This is a genomic window from Nocardia sp. NPDC003963, assembly GCF_053605105.1.
The window spans coordinates 44,305-63,540 of record NZ_JBSGIP010000022.1 but is presented as its reverse complement, the minus strand read 5'-3'; the positions used below and the strand labels follow the sequence as shown (position 1 = coordinate 63,540).

The window sequence follows — 19,236 nt, the reverse complement described above, 5'->3', positions numbered from 1 at the left end:
GTCCGGAGGCGGTTCGGTTGTCGATCCGGCCGGGCCGATAAGGTCGTTTCGGCTACATATGACCAGCTCATATGCGACAGGTCGAACAATCGACACGAGAGCGGGAACAACCAATGGATGTATCGGGAGGTGGGGTGGGCGAGCTCGATCTGGCGACCGTGCGAGCCTTTGTCGCCGTCGCCGACGAAGGTCAGTTCAGTGCGGCCGCGGCGCTGCTCGGGATCAGCCAGCAGGCGGTATCGAAACGGATCGCGCGGCTGGAGAGACAGTTCGGGCTCGACTTGTTCGACCGCGTACCCACCGGCGCCGCACCGACCGTGGCCGCCGCCCGGTTCCTGCCGCACGCGCGGTCCCTGCTCGCCGTCGCCGACGAAGCGGTGGCGACGGTGGTGCGGCGGCCCCGGCCGCTACGGGTCGCGGTCCTGGGGGAGCGGGCGACCGAAATGCGGGCCATGCGTTACTACCTCGGGCGACATCCCGACCGCGATACCGAGATCGTGCTGACCAACGCGTTCGTCACCTCCCGGGACGCGCTGGTCGCCGGGCGGGTCGACGCGGCTCTCGCGCGCGCCCACGGTGGTCCACGGGCACTGCCGGCGCGGATCGCGGCTGTCCCCGTCCATCTGGATCCGCTGCATCTGCTGGTCGGCAAGGACCATCCGCTGGCCGGTCGGCCGGCGGTACCGCTCGCCGAACTGGCCGGGGTGCCGGTCTGGGTGCCCGGGACATCGGTGGAATCGGAATGGACCGACTACTACCGCGCGCTGAGCCGGTACAGCGGGGTGGTGATCGACAGCAGCCGCCGGTTGGAACTGTTCCCCGATATCGCCGCCGATCGCGGTCCGGCGCCGATCGTGACGGTGATCGAGCACATCGCCGATTCGGACCACCTCGCGACCTTCAGCGCCGAAGGGTTCGAATCTCCGTGGCATCCGAATATCCGCCGGGTGCCCGTGGTAGACCCGACTCCCGCCTACCCGCACGCATTGCTGTGGAACCGAGCCGACCAACATCCGGGTATCGCGGATCTGGCCGGATACTTCCGAGACAACTACAACAGCGATATCGCGGCCGACTGCTGGATCCCCGAGGCCGACCGGTCGCTGTTCGTACCCGCGTAGTGGGCGGCGGTCACGAGGCCGAACTGACCCGGTAGATCCGCAGATCCTCCGGGACACCGCTGAGCGGGGCGGCGAAGAAGCTGCGGCGGTAGGGCCGTGCCGTGTACCCGAGTTCGTCGAGGGTGTCCGGCCCCAGCGCGGCCAGTGTGGTCTCGGAGATCATCAGCTTGCCGTTGCCACCCGCCTCCATCACCCGGGCGGCGATGGTGACGTCCACACCCAGCCAGTCGCCACCGATCTCCCGGGGCGAACCGGTGTGCAGACCGACCCGCATCCGGGGCCGGTAGCCGCCGGTGGTGATCTCGGCGAGGTTGCGTTTCGCCGCGATCGCGGCCTGGACGGCCCGATCGGCGGACGGGAACACGGCCATCACGCCGTCGCCCATCCGTTTCACCACCTGCCCGCCGCGTTCGGCGATCGGCGGTTCGATGGCCTTGGCCACCGTACGGAGCAGGTCCAGGGTCGCCTCATCGCCCGCGGTGAGCGACCAGGAGGAGAACGAGACCAGATCCGTGAACATCACGGTCATCTCCTCGGTGCCCTTGCCGCGGCCGAGGCGTTCGAGCATCGCCTGCCAGACCTGGAGCGCGCCGAAACCGATCTCCCGGGCGGCGCTCGGGTTGTCACCGACCAGGCGGTCCGCGGCCCGCGCGACGGCGCGTGCGCCACCGGGGCCGGTGACCGAGAGCGGGTCGCCGAACGCGGGGTCTCCGGGGAGCTGGTGGCGGGCCCGGCGCAGTACCTCGATCACATCGGGCCGCTGGTTCGCCGCGTTCATCAGGGCGGACAGCGGGTGGACGCGTGGGCGGCCGGAGCCGACGGTCTCGCCGTTGCCGGGTACGGGGGTCAGTCCGATCCTTATCTCGTCGGCGGTCACGTGATCGGCGCCCGGCGCGGCGGCGCTGTCGACCTCCGGCTCCGGTACGGCACGGCCGGAGGGCTTTTCGTTCACGTCCCGAGGGTATCGCAGGGGATCGGACGTGGGGGGAACGCTGAGAATCGTCACCTGTCGCCTCTCTATCGGAGGAGTGCGGCACGCCGTTGGGTCCGCCGATGGAAAACGTGTGGTGCCCGATCCCGATGGTAGTGGCGACCGGCCCGCTCCTGGTGAACGCATGGTTACAGTTATCTGGCAGCTCTCGTAGAGCGGTGCCCATCGCCTTGCTGAGCAGGGTGAACAACCACACTGTGTGATCACGACCACCGGCCCGGTGCGTTGCCGCACCGGGCCGGTGGTAAGTGCACTCCGACGACCGGGCAGTGGTCGCCGGCGTGCGGGGCGCGCGATCCTCCCGACGAGTTCGCGCTACCCACTACCCGAGCGGCGAGGGAAGCGGCTCGGGTGGCTCGCGGTCAGGCGTCGCGCCGGTCGACAACCAGTAGTGCGATGCCGGTGACGATCGCGACGAAGGCGATGAAGTAGATGAGGCTGCCCCAGGTACCCCAGTGCCAGTTGCCCGACGCCATCGATTCATCCGCCATCGCGAAACGGCTCGCGTTCTGGAACGGCAGGAACGCGCTGATCTCACGACCTACTTTACCCAGCGCCCCGACCAGTGGTTCGACGATCAGCTGCCAGAGCACGATCAGCGAGATCGCCGCGGCCGATTGCCGGACCAGTACCCCGATACCGATGGCGAGTACCACATTGAGGAAGGCCAGGATCGGTATCGCGTACAGGGCACGCCAGTTGTCCTCCAGGACCAGCGTCGAACCGGCATCGCCGGCGACCGCCTTGGCCACCGCGTACGCGGCGAAGGCCAGCACAGTGGTCAGCGCGGCCGCGTACACGCCGACCAGGCCCGCTTTGGTCCCGATCACCAGCAGGCGGTTGGGCACCGCCTGGAAGGTGGTGCGAATGATGCCGAACCGGTATTCGCTGGTCACGGTCAGGGTCGCCATGATGGCCAGCACCATGACCCCGAACCCGCTGATCCCGAGGAAAGCCGTATCGACGGTCAGGGCGGGCGCACCGGAGGCCTGCGGGTCGTCGGCGGCGATCCGGCCGATCAGCCCGAACAGCGCGGCGAAACCGACGGCGAGGGCCACCACGATCAGCGAGCACCACCACGGCGAACGGGTCGAGGTGAGTTTGATGCGTTCCGCGGCGATCACACCCATTACTTGGTACCTCCGAGAACTTTGGTTTCGACCGGCTCGGGCGCGACAACACCTTGCGGCCCCGCCGCGACAGCTCCCGGCGGGGCCGCCGCGACATCGCCCTGCGGGCCCACCTCACCGTGATACTGGACATCCCCGCCGGTCATCCGCATGAATGCTTCTTCCAGCGAGCCACGCTGCGGGGCGAGTTCGAAGAGGGTGATGTGGTGTTCGCCCGCCAGCGCGCCGACCGCGTCGCTGGTGACCCCGTTCACCACCAGGGCCGCGCCGTCGGCGCTGCCCTCGTTCTGTTTCACGGTCATCCCGTTGGAGGTGAGCAGGCTGCGCAACTCGTCGAGTTGCGGGCTGCGCACCCGGACCGAGGACTCCGAAGCGCGTTCGATGAACTCCGAGGTCGTGGAATCGGAGATGAGCCGGCCGCGACCGATGACCACCAGGTGGTCGGCGGTCTGTGCCATCTCCGACAGCAGATGGCTCGACACCAGGACGGTCCGGCCCTCGGCGGCCAGCCGCTGCATGAACCGCCGGATCCAGAGGATGCCCTCCGGATCCAGGCCGTTGACCGGCTCGTCGAACAGCAGCACCTTCGGATCGCCCAGCAGCGCACCGGCCAGGCCGAGTCGCTGCGACATGCCGAGGGAGAACCCGCCGGCCGATTTACCGGCGACCTCGGACAGGCCCACCAGCCGCAATACCTCTTCGACCCGGGATTTCGGCAGCCCGTTGGAGGCTGCCATCCATTCCAGATGGGCGCGTGCCGAACGGTTGGGATGCACCCATTTCGCGTCCAGCAGCGCGCCGACCTCGCGTAACGGATGTTTCAGCTGACCGTACGGTCTGCCGTTGACGAGCGCGCTGCCCGCGGTGGGGCGATCCAGGCCGAGGATCATGCGCATAGTGGTGGATTTACCGGCGCCGTTGGGTCCGAGAAAGCCGGTGACCTGACCGGGTTTCACACTGAAGGTCAGGTCCTGGACCGCGACGGTCTGCCCGTAATGCTTGGTCAAGCCCCGGACTTCGATCATGACGACCAGCATGCCCTATGCGCGGCGCGTTCGCGTCGCCCGATGGTCGCCATCGGCACTCATCCTGGAGGATGATCCGCCCCCGGCCTGCCACCCACTCACGGATGGCCCGGCCTCGGGGGATCTACCGCCTGGGTGAGTCTATCGCCCGGGTGAGGACGCCTGGGCCCAGAACCGTTTCGGAATGCGGCCCGCCTCGCGGGCCCGGTAGCCGGCCCGCACCGCGTCGGCCATGGCCGCGGCCATCAGCGCCGGATGCCGGGCGCGGGTCACCGCGGTCGCCAGCAGCACCGCCGAGCAGCCGAGTTCCATGGCGAGTGCCGCGTCGCTGGCAGTTCCGATTCCGGCGTCCAGGATCACCGGCACCTGGGCGCGGCTCACGATCATCTCGATATTGTGCGGATTGCCGATACCCAGACCGGTGCCGATCGGGGCGCCCAGTGGCATCACCGCCGCACAGCCCACGTCCTCCAGCCGCCGGGCCAGCGCCGGATCGTCGTTGGTGTAGGGGAGCACGGTGAAACCGGCGTCCACCAGCTGTTCGGCGGCATCGATCAGTTCGATCGGATCGGGTAGCAGCGTCCGGTCGTCGGCGATCACCTCGAGTTTGACCCAGGTGGTGTCCAGCGCCTCGGCCGCCAGCCGGGCGGTGAGAACCGCCTCGGCGGCGGTCCGGCAGCCCGCGGTATTGGGCAGCGGCGTGATGTCGAGCCGTTTCAGCAGGTCGAGCACGCCGGTACCGCCCGCGGCGTCGACGCGCCGCATGGCGACGGTGGTCAGTTCCGTACCGGAGGCCAGTAGGGCCTCCTCCAGAACGGTCAGGTTCTCCGCACCGCCGGTGCCCATGATCAGCCGGGAACCGAATACGCGGTCGGCGATGCGCAGCGCTTCGTCAGCCACCCTGGACCGCCGTGAGCACATCGATCTCCCAGCCGCGACCCACCGGCTCGTCCCAGCGCGATTTGGGGAATACGGCACCGTCGACCGCCAGCGCGACACCCTGGCACGGCAGTTCGAGGCGTTCCAGCAGTTCGCGCACCGTGAGCGGTTCGGTGAACTCGTGATCGATCCCGTTCACCGTGACACCGATCGGCACGGACGACCCGTGCGCCGGTGACCCCTGTGTGGACGACTGTGTCATCGACTACCTCCTGGAGATGTTGCCGTGAACCGGCGCGGATCGGCGGGCGCGGCTGCCGCCAGCGGTTGCCCGCGGAGTTCGGCCAGTACCGCGTCGGCGGTGAGCGCGCAGGTCAGCATGCCGTTGCGGCCGTGTCCGGTGGCCGCGATCACGCGGTCGGACAGTCGGCCGACGAGCGGAAGATTATCGGGGGAGCCGGGTCGCGACCCCGCCTCGGCCGCGGCCAGTTCGTATTCTCCGATACCGGGGAAGACGGTTTCGGCGTCGCCGATCAGATCGCGGACCCCGGCGACGGTGACCGCGGTATCGAAACCCGCCTCGTACTGGGTGGCGCCGAGCACCACCCCGTCGGCGCGGGGCACGAAGTACACGGGCCGGCCGTGGACCCGGGCGCGAACGACCCGGGTGGGTGGGGGTTGCGCGCCGGGCCGGTGCCGCAGCCGCAGGATCTCACCCTTCACCGGCCGGACCGGCAGGCCGGGCCACAGTTGGGCCGAGGCCGCGCCCGCGGCCAGCACCACCTGCCGGTGCCCGAGTTCGGCGAGGTCCGCGATCCGGTCCGGGCGTACGGTCACCCCGGCCTCGGTCACCGCTTTGCGCAGCGCGGTGACCAGCCGGCGATTGTCGACGGCCGGTTCGGTGGGGGCGAGCAGACCGGCCCGGACCGTCCGGGCCAGTGCCGGTTCCAGCGCGCGGACTCCGGCCCGGTCCAGTACCCGCAGCTCGTGTCCGCGCGCACCGACCCATTCGGCGACTGTGCGCAGATCGGCGGCGTCGGCGGCGTCCTGCGCCACCGTCAGGGTCTCGGTGGCGACGAAGACGTCCACGCCGGTGACAGCCGCGAGCCGGGCCGCGAAACCGGGCCAGGCGGCCAGCGCCGCGGCGCCGAACTCCAGCACCTCGTCCTCACCCGGCCAGCCCTCCGACAGCGGTGCGAGCATGCCCCCGGCCACCCACGAGGCGCCGGTGCCCACGGCCGGATCGAACAGAGTGACCGTCCAGCCCGCTTCGGCGGCCCGCCAGGCCACGGCCAGCCCGACCACTCCACCGCCGACGATCGCCAGGGTCGAGCCGGTGGCCGGTGCGCTCACCTGTGCCACCTCCTCGGGACGCCGGGCCGGCGACGCGATGCACCGGCGATACCGCCGGATCGATGGAGCGGTGCCCGGCGACCTCGCGAGAGCGGCGCCCGGCTACCACGTACCGGTCGCGTCCGGTTCGCCGCCCGCGCCGTGCGCGCGGATGTTCGCACTACGTTCCACCTCCTGCAACTTCTCCACGTTAGCGCGGTTACCGTGGCAGTTGTGCAACCGTCCTCCCCGCGCCGACCACTGCCCCCGCGTGACCGTCTCACGACCGCCCGGCTGTACCTGTGCACCGATGCCCGCCGGGAAAAGGGGGATCTGGCCGAGTTCGCGGAAGCCGCGCTGGCCGGTGGTGTAGATATCGTCCAGCTCCGGGACAAGGGTTCGCCCGGCGAACGGCAGTACGGTCCGCTCGAGGCCGAGGGCGAACTCGCGGCCCTCGCCGAACTGAAGGCGGCGGCCCGCCGGCACCGGGCGCTGCTCGCGGTGAACGACCGCGCCGATATCGCGCTGGCGGCGGGCGCCGATGTGCTGCATCTGGGCCAGCAGGACCTGCCGCCCTGGTACGCCCGCAAGATCCTCGGCCCGGATGTGGTGATCGGGCGGTCCACCCACGACCGGGAGCAGGCGCGTCTGGCCGCGGGCGACGAGAACCTCGACTATTTCTGCACCGGCCCGGTATGGGCCACCCCCACCAAGCCCGGACGTACGCCCGCGGGCCTGGATCTGGTGCGCGAGACCGCGGAAGCGGAACCGACCCGGCCGTGGTTCGCCATCGGCGGTATCGACGCCGCGACGCTGCCCGAGGTGCTGGCGGCGGGTGCCGAACGCGTGGTGGTGGTGCGTGCGATCACCGCCGCCGACGACCCGGAGGCCGCGGCACGCGCGTTGAAAACCGTGCTGCTGGAAGCCCGCTGACGCGGGAGCGGCTGTTCCGGCGCACCGGTTCGTTCCGCGGGGAGGAGAGTGCCCAGTTCGTCGGCGAACAGCAGCGCGGGGTCGAACTCCGTCAGCGAAATGGCCGGCGAGTTCGAGTGAGGGGACCGTACAGCCGGGTCTACCCGTGCGATTTTCCGAGGTGGCGGTAGTTGGTTTCCTGGCCGCCGGTACGTCCGCGGGACCGGGCTGCGGCCAGCCCGTCGGGGGGTGCGCTCGGACATCAGGGCGTGTTCGTATCCGGCGATGGCGCAGAGTCTTTCTCCGCCAGCCAGCGGTCCATTGCGGCGGCGTCCCTCAGGTCGACTCCATCACGCCTCATGTCGTGGATGACGCGGTCGAGGTCCTCGCCGACTATTTTCCGGAGGTAGTATCTCGGGCCGGCCAGCGGGCTTCCGGAGAACGTGGGCTTGTCGAGGATCTCTTGCCCGACCGCGTCTCGCACCTTGACGACGGCTCCGTCGCTGGTCCCGATGAACTCGGCCGCGGCGCCACGGGCGCGGTTGCCGGCTTCCTCAGTGTTTCCAGCGAGTTTGCCCGCTGCACGGTGGGCGGTGTTCACCGTATCTTCCGCGATGCGTTTTACCACGTCGCGCGGCGATTTTTCCATGGTTCCATCCAGCGTCGACCGCACGACAGCTCGACGTGAGATGTCGCTGATGAATTGTCCCAGGGCAGCGCGACTCACTTCTTTCTCGAGGCGGGCATACGGGTCACCAGCCGCAGTCGAGCGGTTTATGCAGGTGGAGGCGGTGTCTGTCCTGCTGTTCAGCCCGGTGTGAGGTAGCGGTGCAGTGATGTCCAACGGGGCGCAACCATCTGTCCGCCGCCATCGGCAATACCTCCACCAGGACTCGCGCCGAGGCGTTCCGCGCCGCGGAACGAATGGCCCGGCTCTGATATTCGTCCGAAGGAGTTCCCGTGCGGGGGCCGCGCCCTCGGAACGGTGGCGCGCCGGTCTCGTGCCCGGGGTGGCGGGAGGCGGGTCGGGAACGACGGCCGGCGCACCGGCCGAGCGGAAGGCGCGCCGGCCGTGCCCGGCGCAGAGGGGCAGGGCCGACGCGTGTTCCGGCGGTGCCAGGGGAGGTATCGGGTGGAGTCCGGACGGATGGTCCGAACTCTGCTCCACCGTGACTTCCGGCCTGTCGCGCAGCGCGCCGTGCCCTGAGTGTTGCCCCCGGGAAGGCATGGGAAACCTGGTCAAGTGTCCTGTTCGAGCAGGGCCTGCCCCGGCCCCCGCGGTTCGAGTACTCGGCCTCGGCACCGGCGGTCGGCCCCGGCCTCCTCAGAGCAACCAGAACACCGCGCCCACCGCCGCGAGCGCGGCGCAGACTCCCAGGCTGATCGACAGCGGCCGGGTGGTCTTCCAGGTGGTGTAGGCGCCGCCGATGAGGAATCCGGCGAGGGTGAACAGCAGAACTACGGCTATATCGGTGGACACAGAACCCTATTGTGCCTGGTCTTCGTGTCAGTTCTCAGGGCATCTGGCGGTGCGCGCCCGGCCTGAGCTGCGGTGCGCCACTTGCGTCAGCTATGCGTGCATCAATTCCTTCCCATCCAAAGTGGCGGATTCCCGGCTGGTTCGCTCCGATTCCGTCCGTCCACGGTGCACCGACCGGCGGCCTGGGGCCATTTTCCGTCACTTCGGACGGGCAGCCCTGCGCCCAGTTTTGGCTTCTGCAAGTCGCTCGCTGCGGTGCTCGGTGAACAGGTCGATAGGGACTCGGGTGGGGGCACGTCACTGCCGCGATCTCGCCTGGTGTCAAACCTTCGTTGCCGGGTCGCTGTGTCGGAAACGCTGCCAGGCACCGATGGCACCCGAAATATGACGAGCATCACAATTGCTGGATCATGTTTGGGGGGAACCGAATCCGTGGCTGGTGCATCGAATATTGGTGAAGGGAAGAGCTCCGGTCCTTTCGAGCCTGGGCCGAATCCGGAGGGGATATGGCCCGAAGGGCTGCATCGAGTATCGATGCTCGTCCGGAGCTATAGAACGGGGGAAGCGAATGTTCGGTAAGGGACTGGTTAGCGCAGCTGTCGTGGTCGGAATGGCGCTGATGGGGGTATCGGTGGGGTCGAGTGCTGTCGCCGTGGCGGCGCCGGGCTATACGGCGGTCGACACGCAGGTGCTCGCTGCTCCGTCGAAGGCGACGTGCGACAAGGCTGTCAAGCTCCTGACCCAGGTTGTGCGCTTGGCCGAAAAGTACAAGATCAAACTGTCGCCGAAGCGGAAGAGCGAGCTGCAGGCAAAGATCAACAACGGCACCATCACCTCAAACGACCTCCCGGGAAAGATCCAGTCGGAGTTCCCGGGCGAGTTCAAAGGTAAGACGCTCAACGACATCAAGAAGGAGTGTGGGATCAAGTGACCACAGAGAAAGGGCCGGAGGGTGAAAGTCCATGGTCGGAGGAGTTGACGGCCGAAGAGATGCGCGAAAGCCTCGTGGGTCTGTCGACGACCGAGCTCGCTGCCCGGTGGTCGGTCGGTGACGAGTACGACGACTACTACGAGGCAGTCGCCCGAGAGCTGTACGAACAGGGTGAACCGGGCGTCGAGGTGCTCACCCAGGAGCTGGCCGGTCGTCGAGTGCCGCAGCTACGCGCAGCGCTCACCGTCTTGGCAATGCACCAGGGCAGTGAACCGGCGTTCGTCGAGAAGGTCAAGCTGCTGGCAGGTGATTCCGAACCGGTCATAGCTGGGGACGCGATCAGGCTTCTCGGCTCACTCGGTGTCACAGAACTGGGAGAACGCATCCGCGGCCTGGGGGATCATCCGTCGCCGTTCGTGCGGGCCAGCGTGCTGGACTATCTGGCTCGGGCCGAGCCGGAGTTGGCGTATCCGGCGCTGGTGCAGGGCCTTCGCGACAGCGACTACGTCGTGCGTGAGACCGCCGTCGATGCGCTCGACGACCTCGACTCGACGGACGCGATCCCCGCGATCGAGCCGCTGCTGGAAGACCCTCACGAGGATGTTCGCCAGGCCGCGCGGACTGCCGTGGACAACCTGCGCGACCGTGCCGGCTCCACTGGCTGAAAGGCGGCACACGATTCGGGAGTGCCATCGAAAACCACCCGGTCACCGACCCGCACCACACCCTGGCCGTTCACCGGCAGCCACCTGCAACCAGATCCTGCGCCAGTTGCGCCACATGCGCCACCTCCGCCGCCGTCCGTACGACTGTGCGATGCGACAACACCGCCGCCAGATCCGCCACCAGCAACTGCTTCCACAGCAGGTGATACAGAACCGGCAACGTGCCCAGCGGATCACCGGCCAACTCCGCACCATCCATCAACGGCCTCGGCGTGGCGAACACATCGAACAGCCGCGATGCAACCACCTCATCCAAACAGCGGGGATGCCGATACCCGGCCAGCCAACGCTGATTGGCCACGATCGTGGTGTCCATCCGATCCCACACCGCATATCCCCAGCCCACTCCGGCACAGGCCCGGCCGGTGACGGTGAACGCTACCCGGTCACGTTCCCGGGCCAGGTGCAGCGGCCGTGAGTCCAGCACCACCATCGTCCCGTCGGCCGAACGCACCAGGAAATCCGGGGCATGACGGCGTGGTTTACCCCACTGCGGCGTCCACAGCAGCCAGAACGGCTGCGAGACGATATCGACCACCGACGCATCGAAGTCCAGCGCAACCAGGTGATCGCGCTCCACCCACGATTCGAACCTGATCAAACGGTCCAGCGTGCAAGACCTGGATAGTTCCGCTGTCCCCGATACGACGGAAACGACCGCACCGGCCGCTCCAACTCCTCGACCATCTCCGGCAAGCACTCCCACGGCACCCGGCGCTCCACCCCGGCCCTGGTCACAAACACTGCCTCGAACTCATCATCGGCACAGCTCAACTGCGCGATCTCTCCCGGCACCGCGACATCATCCCCGCCACATACAGCGAACCTCCGCCACCACGCCGCCACATACACCGGGAATCCGCCACTTCCGACGGGAACCGACACTTCGCGCCGGACCGGGCCGGGTTCGGCCTCCGCAAATTAACAAGCACGCGTGCTTGATTTTTTACCTGTCTCCTGTGATGCTGAGGCGGTACGCGGACAGCTACGGGCGCATATCGGCGCCCCGCCCGGTGCCGCGGTAGGAGGCGAAACCGCTGATGGGTGGTCTGGCTGCCGATCCCGGCCTGATCCGGATCGGTAACTGTTCCGGGTTCTACGGCGACCGGTTCGGCGCGATGCGCGAAATGCTCGAGGGTGGACAGCTCGATGTGCTGACCGGCGACTATCTCGCCGAGCTGACCATGCTGATCCTGGGCCGCGACCGGATGAAGGATGCCGGACTCGGCTATGCGAAGACCTTCCTGCGTCAGCTCGAGGACTGCCTGGGGCTTGCTCTGGAACGCAACGTCCAGATCGTCACCAACGCCGGCGGTCTGAACCCGGCCGCGCTGGCGGAGAAGGTGCGGGAACTGGCGGCCCGGCTCGGCCTCGAGGTCCGGGTCGGATATGTGGACGGCGACGATCTCACCGGCCGTGCCGCCGAACTGGACCTCGGTTCGCCGCTCACCGCGAACGCCTATCTCGGGGCCTGGGGTATCGCCGAATGCCTGGAAGCGGGCTCGGATGTGGTGGTCACCGGCCGGGTGACCGATGCCTCGGTGGTGGTGGGCCCCGCCGCCGCCCACTTCGGCTGGAAACGTACCGATTACGACCGGTTGGCCGGTGCGGTGGTGGCCGGACATGTGATCGAATGCGGTACCCAGGCCACCGGTGGCAATTTCGCGTTCTTCACCGAACTCCCCGATCTCGGCCGGCCCGGGTTCCCGCTCGCCGAGATCCGGGCGGACGGCAGCAGCGTCATCACCAAACACGCGGGCACCGGCGGCGCGGTCACCGTGGACACCGTGGCCGCTCAGCTCATGTACGAGATCCAGGGCGCACGCTACGCCGGACCCGATGTCACGGCCCGGCTCGATACCGTCGAACTCGCCGCCGACGGCCCGGACCGGGTGTCGATCCGGGGTGTCGAGGGCGAACCGCCGCCGCCCACATTGAAGGTCTCGCTGAACACCCTCGGCGGATTCCGCAACGAGATGGAGTTCATCCTCACCGGTCTCGATATCGAGGAGAAGGCCGCGCTGGCGCGGCGGCAACTGGAGTCCTGGTTGCCCGAACGACCGGCCGAGCTGGACTGGACTCTCGCACGCCTGGACCGTCCCGACGCCGAAACCGAGGAACAGGCCAGCGCCCTGCTGCGCTGTGTGGTGCGCGATCCCGATCCGAACAAGGTGGGTCGCGCCTTCTCCAGCGTCGCGGTCGAACTCGCGCTGGCCAGCTATCCGGGATGCAGTTTCACCGCCCCGCCCGGTAACGGTGCGCCCTACGGTGTCTACCGCCCGGGATATGTCGACGCCGCCGAGGTCTCGCATACCGCGCACCGGCCGGCGGGGTGTCAGGTGCTCGTCGGGGCGCCGTCGGAAACCCGGGAACTGGCCGCCGTTCCGGAACCGGAACTCCCCGAGCCGCTTCCGTTCACCGCCACGAAGCGGGTACCGCTCGGTACGATCGCGCCGGCCCGCAGCGGCGACAAGGGCGGTGACGCCAATATCGGTGTCTGGGTGCGGACCGATGACCAATGGCGCTGGCTCGTGCACACCCTCACGGTCGACCGGCTACGTGAACTGCTGCCCGAGACCGCGACGCTGGGGGTCTCCCGGCATGTACTGCCGAACCTGCGCGCCCTGAACTTCCTGATCTCCGGTCTGCTCGGTGAAGGCGTGGCCTATCAGGCCCGGTTCGATCCGCAGGCGAAGGGCCTCGGCGAATGGCTGCGGTCCCGTTATCTCGACATACCGTTGGAGCTGCTGCCGTGAGCACTGTCTGGAATACGCCGGAGCGCCGGGAACTGCGCGCGACCGTGCGGGCTTTCGCCGAGCGCGAGATCCTGCCCCACCTCGACGAGTGGGAACGCGACGGGGAGATCCCGCGCGAACTGCACAAGAAGGCCGGTGCGCTGGGCCTGCTGGGTATCCAGTTCCCCGAGGCCGCGGGCGGCGCCGGGGGCGACGGTATCGACGGCGCGATCGTCTGCGAGGAACTGCACTACGCGGGTGTCTCCGGCGGTCTGTTCGCCTCGTTGTTCACCTGCGGTATCGCGGTTCCACATCTCATCGGCGCGGGCGATGCCGAACAGATCGACCGCTGGGTGAAACCGACTCTGGCCGGGGAGAAGATCGGCTCATTGGCCATCACCGAGCCCGGCGGCGGTTCCGATGTCGGCCATCTGACCACCACCGCCCGCCGCGACGGTGACCATTACATCGTCAACGGCGCCAAGACCTACATCACCTCCGGCTGCCGCGCCGATTTCGTGGTCACCGCCGTCCGCACCGGTGGCCCGGGCGCCTCGGGTGTCTCACTGCTGGTGGTCGAGAAGGGCACACCCGGTTTCACCGTCGGCCGCAAACTGGACAAGATGGGCTGGCGCGCCTCCGATACCGCCGAACTGTCCTACTCCGATGTCCGGGTACCGGTGTCGAACCTGGTGGGGCCGGAGAACTCGGGCTTCCTGCAGATCGCGTCGGCCTTCGTCAGCGAGCGGGTGGGCCTTGCCGTACAGGCGTATTCGAGCGCGCAACGCTGCCTGGACCTCACCCTGGACTGGGTGCGCAGTCGGGAAACCTTCGGCCGCCCGCTCATCGGCCGGCAGGCCGTGCAGAACACCGTCACCGAGATGGCGCGCCGGATCGATATCGCCCGGGTGTACACCCGCGATATCGCCGCACGGGCCGCGGCCGGGGAGACCGATCTGATCGCCGAGGTGTGCTTCGCCAAGAACACCGCCGTCGAATCGGGCGAATGGGTCGCCAACCAGGCGGTGCAGTTGTTCGGCGGGCTCGGCTATATGCGGGAATCCGAGGTCGAACGCCAGTACCGCGATATGCGGATCCTGGGCATCGGCGGCGGCACCACCGAAATCCTCACCGGCCTGGCCGCGAAACGATTGGGGTACCAGTCTTGACGACACTGCGCAGCACCCTCGACACCGGCAGCGGTGACTACACCGCGGCGGCCGAGGCCATGACCGCCAAACTCGCCGAGGTCGAGGCGGAATTCGAGAAGGTCATCGCGGGCGGCGGGCCGGACAAACTGGCCCGGCATCGTAAACGCGGCAAACTGACCGCCCGCGAACGTATCGAACTGCTCATCGACGAGGATTCCCCGTTCCTCGAGCTGTGCCCGCTGGCGGCCTGGGGCAGCGAATTCCAGGTCGGCGCGAGCACGGTCGCCGGAATCGGCGTGGTCGAGGGTGTGGAATGCATGATCGTCGCACCCGATCCCACGGTGCGCGGCGGCACCTCCAACCCGTGGACACTGCGGAAAACACTGCGGGTCAACGACATCATCCGGGAGAACCGGCTCCCGGTGATCTCCCTGGTGGAATCGGGTGGCGCCGATCTGCCCACGCAGAAAGAGGTTTTCGTCCCCGGCGGCCGTATGTTCCGCGATCTCACCCAGGCCTCGGCCGCCGGTATCCCCACCATCGCCCTGGTCTTCGGTAACTCGACCGCGGGCGGCGCCTATATCCCCGGGATGTCCGATCACGTGGTGATGATCAAGGAACGCTCCAAGGTGTTCCTGGGCGGCCCGCCGCTGGTGAAGATGGCCACCGGGGAGGAATCCGACGACGAATCCCTCGGTGGTGCGGATATGCACGCCCGGGTCTCGGGACTGGCCGATTACTACGCGCTCGACGAACAGGACGCCATCCGGATCGGCCGGCGCATCGTCGCACGGCTGAACTGGACGAAACAGGGCCCCGCCCCGCGCGCGTCCGTGCTCGAACCGCTGTACGACCCGGATGAACTGCTCGGCATCGTCCCGCCCGATCTCAAGATCCCGTTCGACCCGCGTGAGGTGATCGCCCGGATCGTCGACGGCTCCGATTTCGACGAGTTCAAACCGCGCTACGGTTCCAGCCTGGTCACCGGCTGGGCCGATCTGCACGGGTATCCGGTCGGTATCCTCGCCAACGCGCGCGGTGTGCTGTTCTCCGAGGAATCGCAGAAGGCCACCCAGTTCATCCAGCTCGCCAACAAGACCAACACTCCGCTGCTGTTCCTGCACAACACCACCGGCTACATGGTCGGCAAGGAATACGAGCAGAAGGGCATCATCAAACACGGTGCCCAGATGATCAACGCGGTCTCCAATTCCAAGGTCCCGCATATCTCCGTACTCATGGGCGCCTCGTACGGCGCCGGTCACTACGGTATGTGCGGCCGGGCCTACGACCCCCGGTTCGTCTTCGCCTGGCCCAGTGCCAAATCCGCGGTGATGGGCGGGGCGCAGCTGGCCGGGGTGATCTCGATAGTCGGCCGCGCTTCCGCCGAGGCCCGCGGGCAGACGTTCGACGAAGAAGCCGACGCCGGGATGCGTGCCATGGTGGAAGCCCAGATCGAGGCGGAATCGCTGGCGATGTTCATGTCCGGGCGGCTCTACGACGACGGTGTCATCGACCCGCGCGACACCCGCACAGTGCTGGGTATGGCCCTGTCGGCCATCCACACTGCTCCTGTCCAGGGCGCCGAATCCTTCGGCGTCTTCCGAATGTGAGGCCGGACGTGACGAATTCGCAGATCACCAGTGTCCTGGTCGCCAATCGTGGGGAGATCGCGCGCCGGATCTTCGCCTCCTGCCGCCGGATGGGCCTGGGCACCGTCGCCGTGTACTCCGACGCCGACGCGGACTCGCCGCATGTGGGCGAGGCGGACGCGGCGGTCCGGCTCCCCGGCAGCACCCCGGCGCAGACCTACCTGCGCGCCGATCTGATCATCGCCGCCGCGCACGCGGCCGGGGCCGACGCGGTACATCCCGGCTACGGATTCCTCTCCGAGAACGCGGAATTCGCGCATGCGGTGGAAGCCGCCGGACTGGTGTGGGTCGGCCCGCCGCCCACCGCCATCGCGGAGATGGGTTCCAAGGTCGCGGCCAAGAAGATGATGGACGCCGCCGGAGTACCGGTGCTGGCCGAACTGGACCCGGACGAGGTCACCGAGGCGCAGTTGCCGGTGCTCATCAAGGCTTCCGCCGGTGGTGGTGGGCGCGGGATGCGCGTGGTGCGCACTCTCGCCGAACTCCCCGGACAGCTCGCCGGAGCCCGGCGGGAAGCCGAATCGGCGTTCGGTGATCCGACCGTCTTCTGCGAGCGCTATCTGGAGACCGGACGCCATATCGAGGTCCAGGTGCTGGCCGATACCCACGGCACCATCTGGGCCGTCGGCGAACGGGAATGCTCGATCCAGCGCCGCCACCAGAAGGTTGTCGAGGAAGCGCCGGCACCGCTGGTGGAACGGATCGATTCCGGTCGCGGGCCCGGCGCGGGACCCGGTATGCGGGACCGACTGTTCGACGCGGCCCGGCAGGCGTCGGCCGCCATCGGATACACCGGGGCCGGGACGGTGGAATTCCTCGCCGACGAGGCCGGAGAGTTCTACTTCCTGGAGATGAACACCCGTCTGCAGGTCGAACATCCGGTCACCGAATGCACCACCGGTCTCGATCTCGTCGCACTCCAGCTCGAAATCGCCCAGGGTGCCCGGCTCGACCCGGAACCCCCGGCCATGCGTGGGCATTCCATCGAGGTCCGGCTCTACGCCGAGGACCCCGCACAGGAGTGGCAGCCGCAGAGCGGGACCGTGCACCGGATCGAGATCCCTTCGGTGATCGCGGAATTCGATCTCCCCGCGCGACCCGGTATCCGGCTGGACTCCGGCGTGGTGGACGGCACTGTGGTCGGCGTGCACTACGACCCCATGCTGGCCAAGGTCATCTCCTACGGCCGCACCCGTGACGAAGCCGCCAGGCTCCTGGCCGGGGCGTTGCAGCGGGCCCGGATCCACGGTCTCGTCACCAACCGCGACCTGCTGGTCCGGGTGTTGCGGCATCCCGCGTTCCTGGCCGGCGATACCGATACCGCTTTCTTCGCCACCCACGGACTGGACACGCTGGCCGCACCGCTGGTCACCCCCGGCGACGAGAAACTCTCGATCGTCGCGGCCGCGCTCGCCGAAGCGGCCGCCAACCGCGCGCGGGCCGGTGTGGTCGCCGGTGTGCCGAGCGGCTGGCGCAATCTGCCGGCGCAACCCCAGCGCAAGTCCTACGAGAGCCGCACCAGCGGTACCCACGAGATCGACTACCGGTTCACCCGGACCGGTATCGAAGTCGCGGATATCGCGGGACTGGAGTCGATCACGGCCACGCCCGGTGAGGTGGTGCTGGCGGTACCGGGCGAACACGGCCCGGTGCGGCGGCAGTTCACCGTCGCCCGCTACGACGATCTCGTCTGTGTGGATTCGGCCCTCGGGCCGGTGACTGTGCGGCGGCTGCCGCGTTTCACCGATCCCGCCGACCAGATCGCCACCGGTTCCCTGCTGGCCCCCATGCCGGGCAGCGTGATCCGGCTGGGCGCGGAGGTCGGCAGCACCGTCACCGCCGGACAGCCGATCCTGTGGCTGGAGGCCATGAAGATGGAGCACACCGTCGCCGCTCCGGCGGACGGCGTGCTCAGTGCCGTCAATGTCGAGGTCGGCCAGCAGGTCGAGGTCGGCGCCGTTCTCGCCGTGGTGGATCCCGCCGCCGAAAACCAGGAGTGAGCAATGAGCTTCATCGAAACCGACGAACGCCGGGAACTGCGCGCCGCCGTGGCCGCCCTGGCGGCCAAGTACAGCTACCGCGACTATGTGCTGCCCAAAGCGCGTAACAATCAGCCCCTCGACGAACTCTGGAACGAAGCGGGCAAGCTCGGCTTCCTCGGGGTGAACCTCCCGGAGGAGTACGGGGGCGGCGGCGCCGGAATGTACGAGCTGGCCCTGGTGATGGAGGAACTGTCCGCCCACGGCGCGGGCCTGCTGCTCATGGTGGTCTCCCCGGCCATCTGCGGCACCATCATCACCAAGTACGGCACCGACGGGCAGAAAGCCGAATGGTTGCCCAAACTCGCCGACGGTTCGGCCAAGATGGTTTTCGGTATCACCGAACCCGACGCCGGTTCCAATTCGCACCAGATCACCACCACCGCTCGCCGTGACGGTGACGACTGGCTGCTCACCGGCCGCAAGATCTTCATCTCCGGTGTCGATCAGGCCGAAGCGGTGCTGATCGTGGCCCGCACCGAGGACCACAAGACGGGCAAACTCAAGCCCGCCCTGTTCATCGTCCCCACCGACGCGCCCGGGTTCGAGAAGACCCCGCAGGAAATGGACATCATCGAACCGGATCACCAGTTCACGCTGTTCCTCGACGATGTCCGGTTGCCGTCCACCGCGCTGGTCGGCACCGAGGACGCCGCCCTCATGCAACTGTTCGCGGGCCTGAACCCGGAACGGATCATGGGCGCCGCCATGGCGGTCGGAGTCGGACGCTACGCCATCGACCGGGCCGTCGAGTACGCCAAGGAGCGCACCGTCTGGAAGACCCCGATCGGCGCGCACCAGGGGATCGCGCATCCGCTGGCGCAGGTGAAGATCGAACTCGAACTGGCCCGGCTGATGATGCTCAAGGCCGCCACCCTCTACGACGCCGGTGACGAGATGGGCGCCGCAGAAGCCGCGAACATGGCCAAATACGCGGCCGCCGAGGCCAGTATCAAAGCCCTCGACCAGGCCATCCAGACCCACGGTGGTTCGGGCCTCACCTCCGAATACGGTCTGGCCGCCATGCTCGGCGCGGCCCGCATCGCGCGGGTGGCGCCGGTGAGCCGGGAGATGATCCTCAACTTCGTCGCCCAGCATTCGCTGGGTCTGCCGAAGTCCTACTGAGCACCCCG

The 19,236-nt window shown here is 68.1% G+C and carries 18 protein-coding genes; 9 read left to right on the top strand and 9 right to left on the bottom strand.

Annotated features, from left to right (window positions below):
- Positions 1–113 precede the first annotated feature (113 nt).
- A complete protein-coding gene (locus tag ACWEWT_RS26295; RefSeq protein ID WP_452562833.1) occupies positions 114–1,121 on the top strand; it encodes a LysR family transcriptional regulator in 1,008 nt (335 codons plus the stop codon).
- Positions 1,122–1,131: 10 nt separating this feature from the next.
- Here the strand turns inward: ACWEWT_RS26295 and ACWEWT_RS26290 are convergent, their stop codons facing one another.
- From ACWEWT_RS26290 to thiO, 6 genes are all read right to left on the bottom strand, one after another.
- Positions 1,132–1,899, bottom strand: a complete 768-nt coding sequence (locus ACWEWT_RS26290; RefSeq protein WP_452562888.1) for an adenylate/guanylate cyclase domain-containing protein — start codon at positions 1,897–1,899, stop codon at positions 1,132–1,134.
- Between the two features lie 575 nt (positions 1,900–2,474).
- A complete protein-coding gene (locus ACWEWT_RS26285; protein ID WP_452562831.1) occupies positions 2,475–3,242 on the bottom strand; it encodes an ABC transporter permease in 768 nt (255 codons plus the stop codon).
- Complete coding sequence (locus tag ACWEWT_RS26280; protein ID WP_452562830.1) at positions 3,242–4,267, bottom strand: ABC transporter ATP-binding protein; 1,026 nt, start codon at positions 4,265–4,267, stop codon at positions 3,242–3,244. The genes ACWEWT_RS26285 and ACWEWT_RS26280 overlap by 1 nt, the downstream gene beginning before the upstream one ends.
- A 141-nt stretch (positions 4,268–4,408) precedes the next feature.
- On the bottom strand, positions 4,409–5,188 hold the full coding sequence (gene thiG / locus ACWEWT_RS26275; RefSeq protein WP_452562828.1) for a thiazole synthase: 780 nt from the start codon (positions 5,186–5,188) through the stop codon (positions 4,409–4,411).
- The gene (gene thiS, locus ACWEWT_RS26270; protein WP_452562826.1) at positions 5,160–5,408 is read right to left on the bottom strand and encodes a sulfur carrier protein ThiS; all 249 of its coding nucleotides are present in this window, start codon (positions 5,406–5,408) and stop codon (positions 5,160–5,162) included. The genes thiG and thiS overlap by 29 nt, the downstream gene beginning before the upstream one ends.
- The gene (gene thiO, locus ACWEWT_RS26265) at positions 5,405–6,499 is read right to left on the bottom strand and encodes a glycine oxidase ThiO (protein WP_452562825.1); all 1,095 of its coding nucleotides are present in this window, start codon (positions 6,497–6,499) and stop codon (positions 5,405–5,407) included. Before thiO ends, thiS begins: the two co-directional genes overlap by 4 nt.
- Positions 6,500–6,712: 213 nt before the next feature.
- Between thiO and thiE the strand changes: the two genes are divergently transcribed.
- The gene (gene thiE, locus ACWEWT_RS26260; RefSeq protein ID WP_452562886.1) at positions 6,713–7,411 is read left to right on the top strand and encodes a thiamine phosphate synthase; all 699 of its coding nucleotides are present in this window, start codon (positions 6,713–6,715) and stop codon (positions 7,409–7,411) included.
- Between the two features lie 241 nt (positions 7,412–7,652).
- Here the strand turns inward: thiE and ACWEWT_RS26255 are convergent, their stop codons facing one another.
- The gene (locus tag ACWEWT_RS26255; RefSeq protein WP_452562823.1) at positions 7,653–8,234 is read right to left on the bottom strand and encodes a hypothetical protein; all 582 of its coding nucleotides are present in this window, start codon (positions 8,232–8,234) and stop codon (positions 7,653–7,655) included.
- A gap of 480 nt (positions 8,235–8,714) precedes the next feature.
- The gene (locus tag ACWEWT_RS26250; RefSeq protein ID WP_452562822.1) at positions 8,715–8,870 is read right to left on the bottom strand and encodes a hypothetical protein; all 156 of its coding nucleotides are present in this window, start codon (positions 8,868–8,870) and stop codon (positions 8,715–8,717) included.
- A gap of 610 nt (positions 8,871–9,480) precedes the next feature.
- On the opposite strand from ACWEWT_RS26250, the gene ACWEWT_RS26245 reads away from it, so the two are divergent.
- Both ACWEWT_RS26245 and ACWEWT_RS26240 read left to right on the top strand, forming a co-directional pair.
- Positions 9,481–9,801, top strand: a complete 321-nt coding sequence (locus ACWEWT_RS26245; protein ID WP_452562820.1) for a hypothetical protein — start codon at positions 9,481–9,483, stop codon at positions 9,799–9,801.
- A gap of 44 nt (positions 9,802–9,845) precedes the next feature.
- Positions 9,846–10,466 (top strand): HEAT repeat domain-containing protein, encoded by a 621-nt coding sequence (locus ACWEWT_RS26240; protein WP_452562818.1) that lies wholly within the window; start codon positions 9,846–9,848, stop codon positions 10,464–10,466.
- A gap of 70 nt (positions 10,467–10,536) precedes the next feature.
- Here the strand turns inward: ACWEWT_RS26240 and ACWEWT_RS26235 are convergent, their stop codons facing one another.
- Positions 10,537–11,127, bottom strand: a complete 591-nt coding sequence (locus ACWEWT_RS26235) for a TnsA-like heteromeric transposase endonuclease subunit (protein ID WP_452562816.1) — start codon at positions 11,125–11,127, stop codon at positions 10,537–10,539.
- A 439-nt stretch (positions 11,128–11,566) separates the two neighbouring features.
- Between ACWEWT_RS26235 and ACWEWT_RS26230 the strand changes: the two genes are divergently transcribed.
- The 5 genes from ACWEWT_RS26230 to ACWEWT_RS26210 are packed head-to-tail and all read left to right on the top strand — an operon-like array spanning position 11,567 to position 19,228.
- On the top strand, positions 11,567–13,282 hold the full coding sequence (locus tag ACWEWT_RS26230; protein WP_452562814.1) for an acyclic terpene utilization AtuA family protein: 1,716 nt from the start codon (positions 11,567–11,569) through the stop codon (positions 13,280–13,282).
- Entirely contained in the window at positions 13,279–14,430 is a 1,152-nt protein-coding gene (locus ACWEWT_RS26225) for an acyl-CoA dehydrogenase family protein (protein ID WP_452562812.1), read from the top strand. The genes ACWEWT_RS26230 and ACWEWT_RS26225 overlap by 4 nt, the downstream gene beginning before the upstream one ends.
- Complete coding sequence (locus ACWEWT_RS26220; RefSeq protein WP_452562810.1) at positions 14,427–16,025, top strand: acyl-CoA carboxylase subunit beta; 1,599 nt, start codon at positions 14,427–14,429, stop codon at positions 16,023–16,025. Before ACWEWT_RS26225 ends, ACWEWT_RS26220 begins: the two co-directional genes overlap by 4 nt.
- Positions 16,026–16,033: 8 nt before the next feature.
- A complete protein-coding gene (locus ACWEWT_RS26215; RefSeq protein WP_452562809.1) occupies positions 16,034–18,064 on the top strand; it encodes an ATP-binding protein in 2,031 nt (676 codons plus the stop codon).
- 3 nt (positions 18,065–18,067) lie between these two features.
- Positions 18,068–19,228, top strand: coding sequence for an acyl-CoA dehydrogenase family protein (locus ACWEWT_RS26210; RefSeq protein ID WP_452562807.1), 1,161 nt, complete (start codon positions 18,068–18,070; stop codon positions 19,226–19,228).
- Positions 19,229–19,236: the final 8 nt, after the last annotated feature.

Coding starts and splice junctions, on each gene's coding strand:
- ACWEWT_RS26295 (WP_452562833.1), top strand. CDS start 114: ATGGATGTATCGGGAGGTGGGGTGGGCGAGCTCGATCTGGCGACCGTG.
- ACWEWT_RS26290 (WP_452562888.1), bottom strand. CDS start 1,899: ATGAACGCGGCGAACCAGCGGCCCGATGTGATCGAGGTACTGCGCCGG.
- ACWEWT_RS26285 (WP_452562831.1), bottom strand. CDS start 3,242: ATGGGTGTGATCGCCGCGGAACGCATCAAACTCACCTCGACCCGTTCG.
- ACWEWT_RS26280 (WP_452562830.1), bottom strand. CDS start 4,267: ATGATCGAAGTCCGGGGCTTGACCAAGCATTACGGGCAGACCGTCGCG.
- thiG (WP_452562828.1), bottom strand. CDS start 5,188: ATGTGCTCACGGCGGTCCAGGGTGGCTGACGAAGCGCTGCGCATCGCC.
- thiS (WP_452562826.1), bottom strand. CDS start 5,408: ATGACACAGTCGTCCACACAGGGGTCACCGGCGCACGGGTCGTCCGTG.
- ACWEWT_RS26245 (WP_452562820.1), top strand. CDS start 9,481: ATGGCGCTGATGGGGGTATCGGTGGGGTCGAGTGCTGTCGCCGTGGCG.
- ACWEWT_RS26230 (WP_452562814.1), top strand. CDS start 11,567: ATGGGTGGTCTGGCTGCCGATCCCGGCCTGATCCGGATCGGTAACTGT.
- ACWEWT_RS26210 (WP_452562807.1), top strand. CDS start 18,068: ATGAGCTTCATCGAAACCGACGAACGCCGGGAACTGCGCGCCGCCGTG.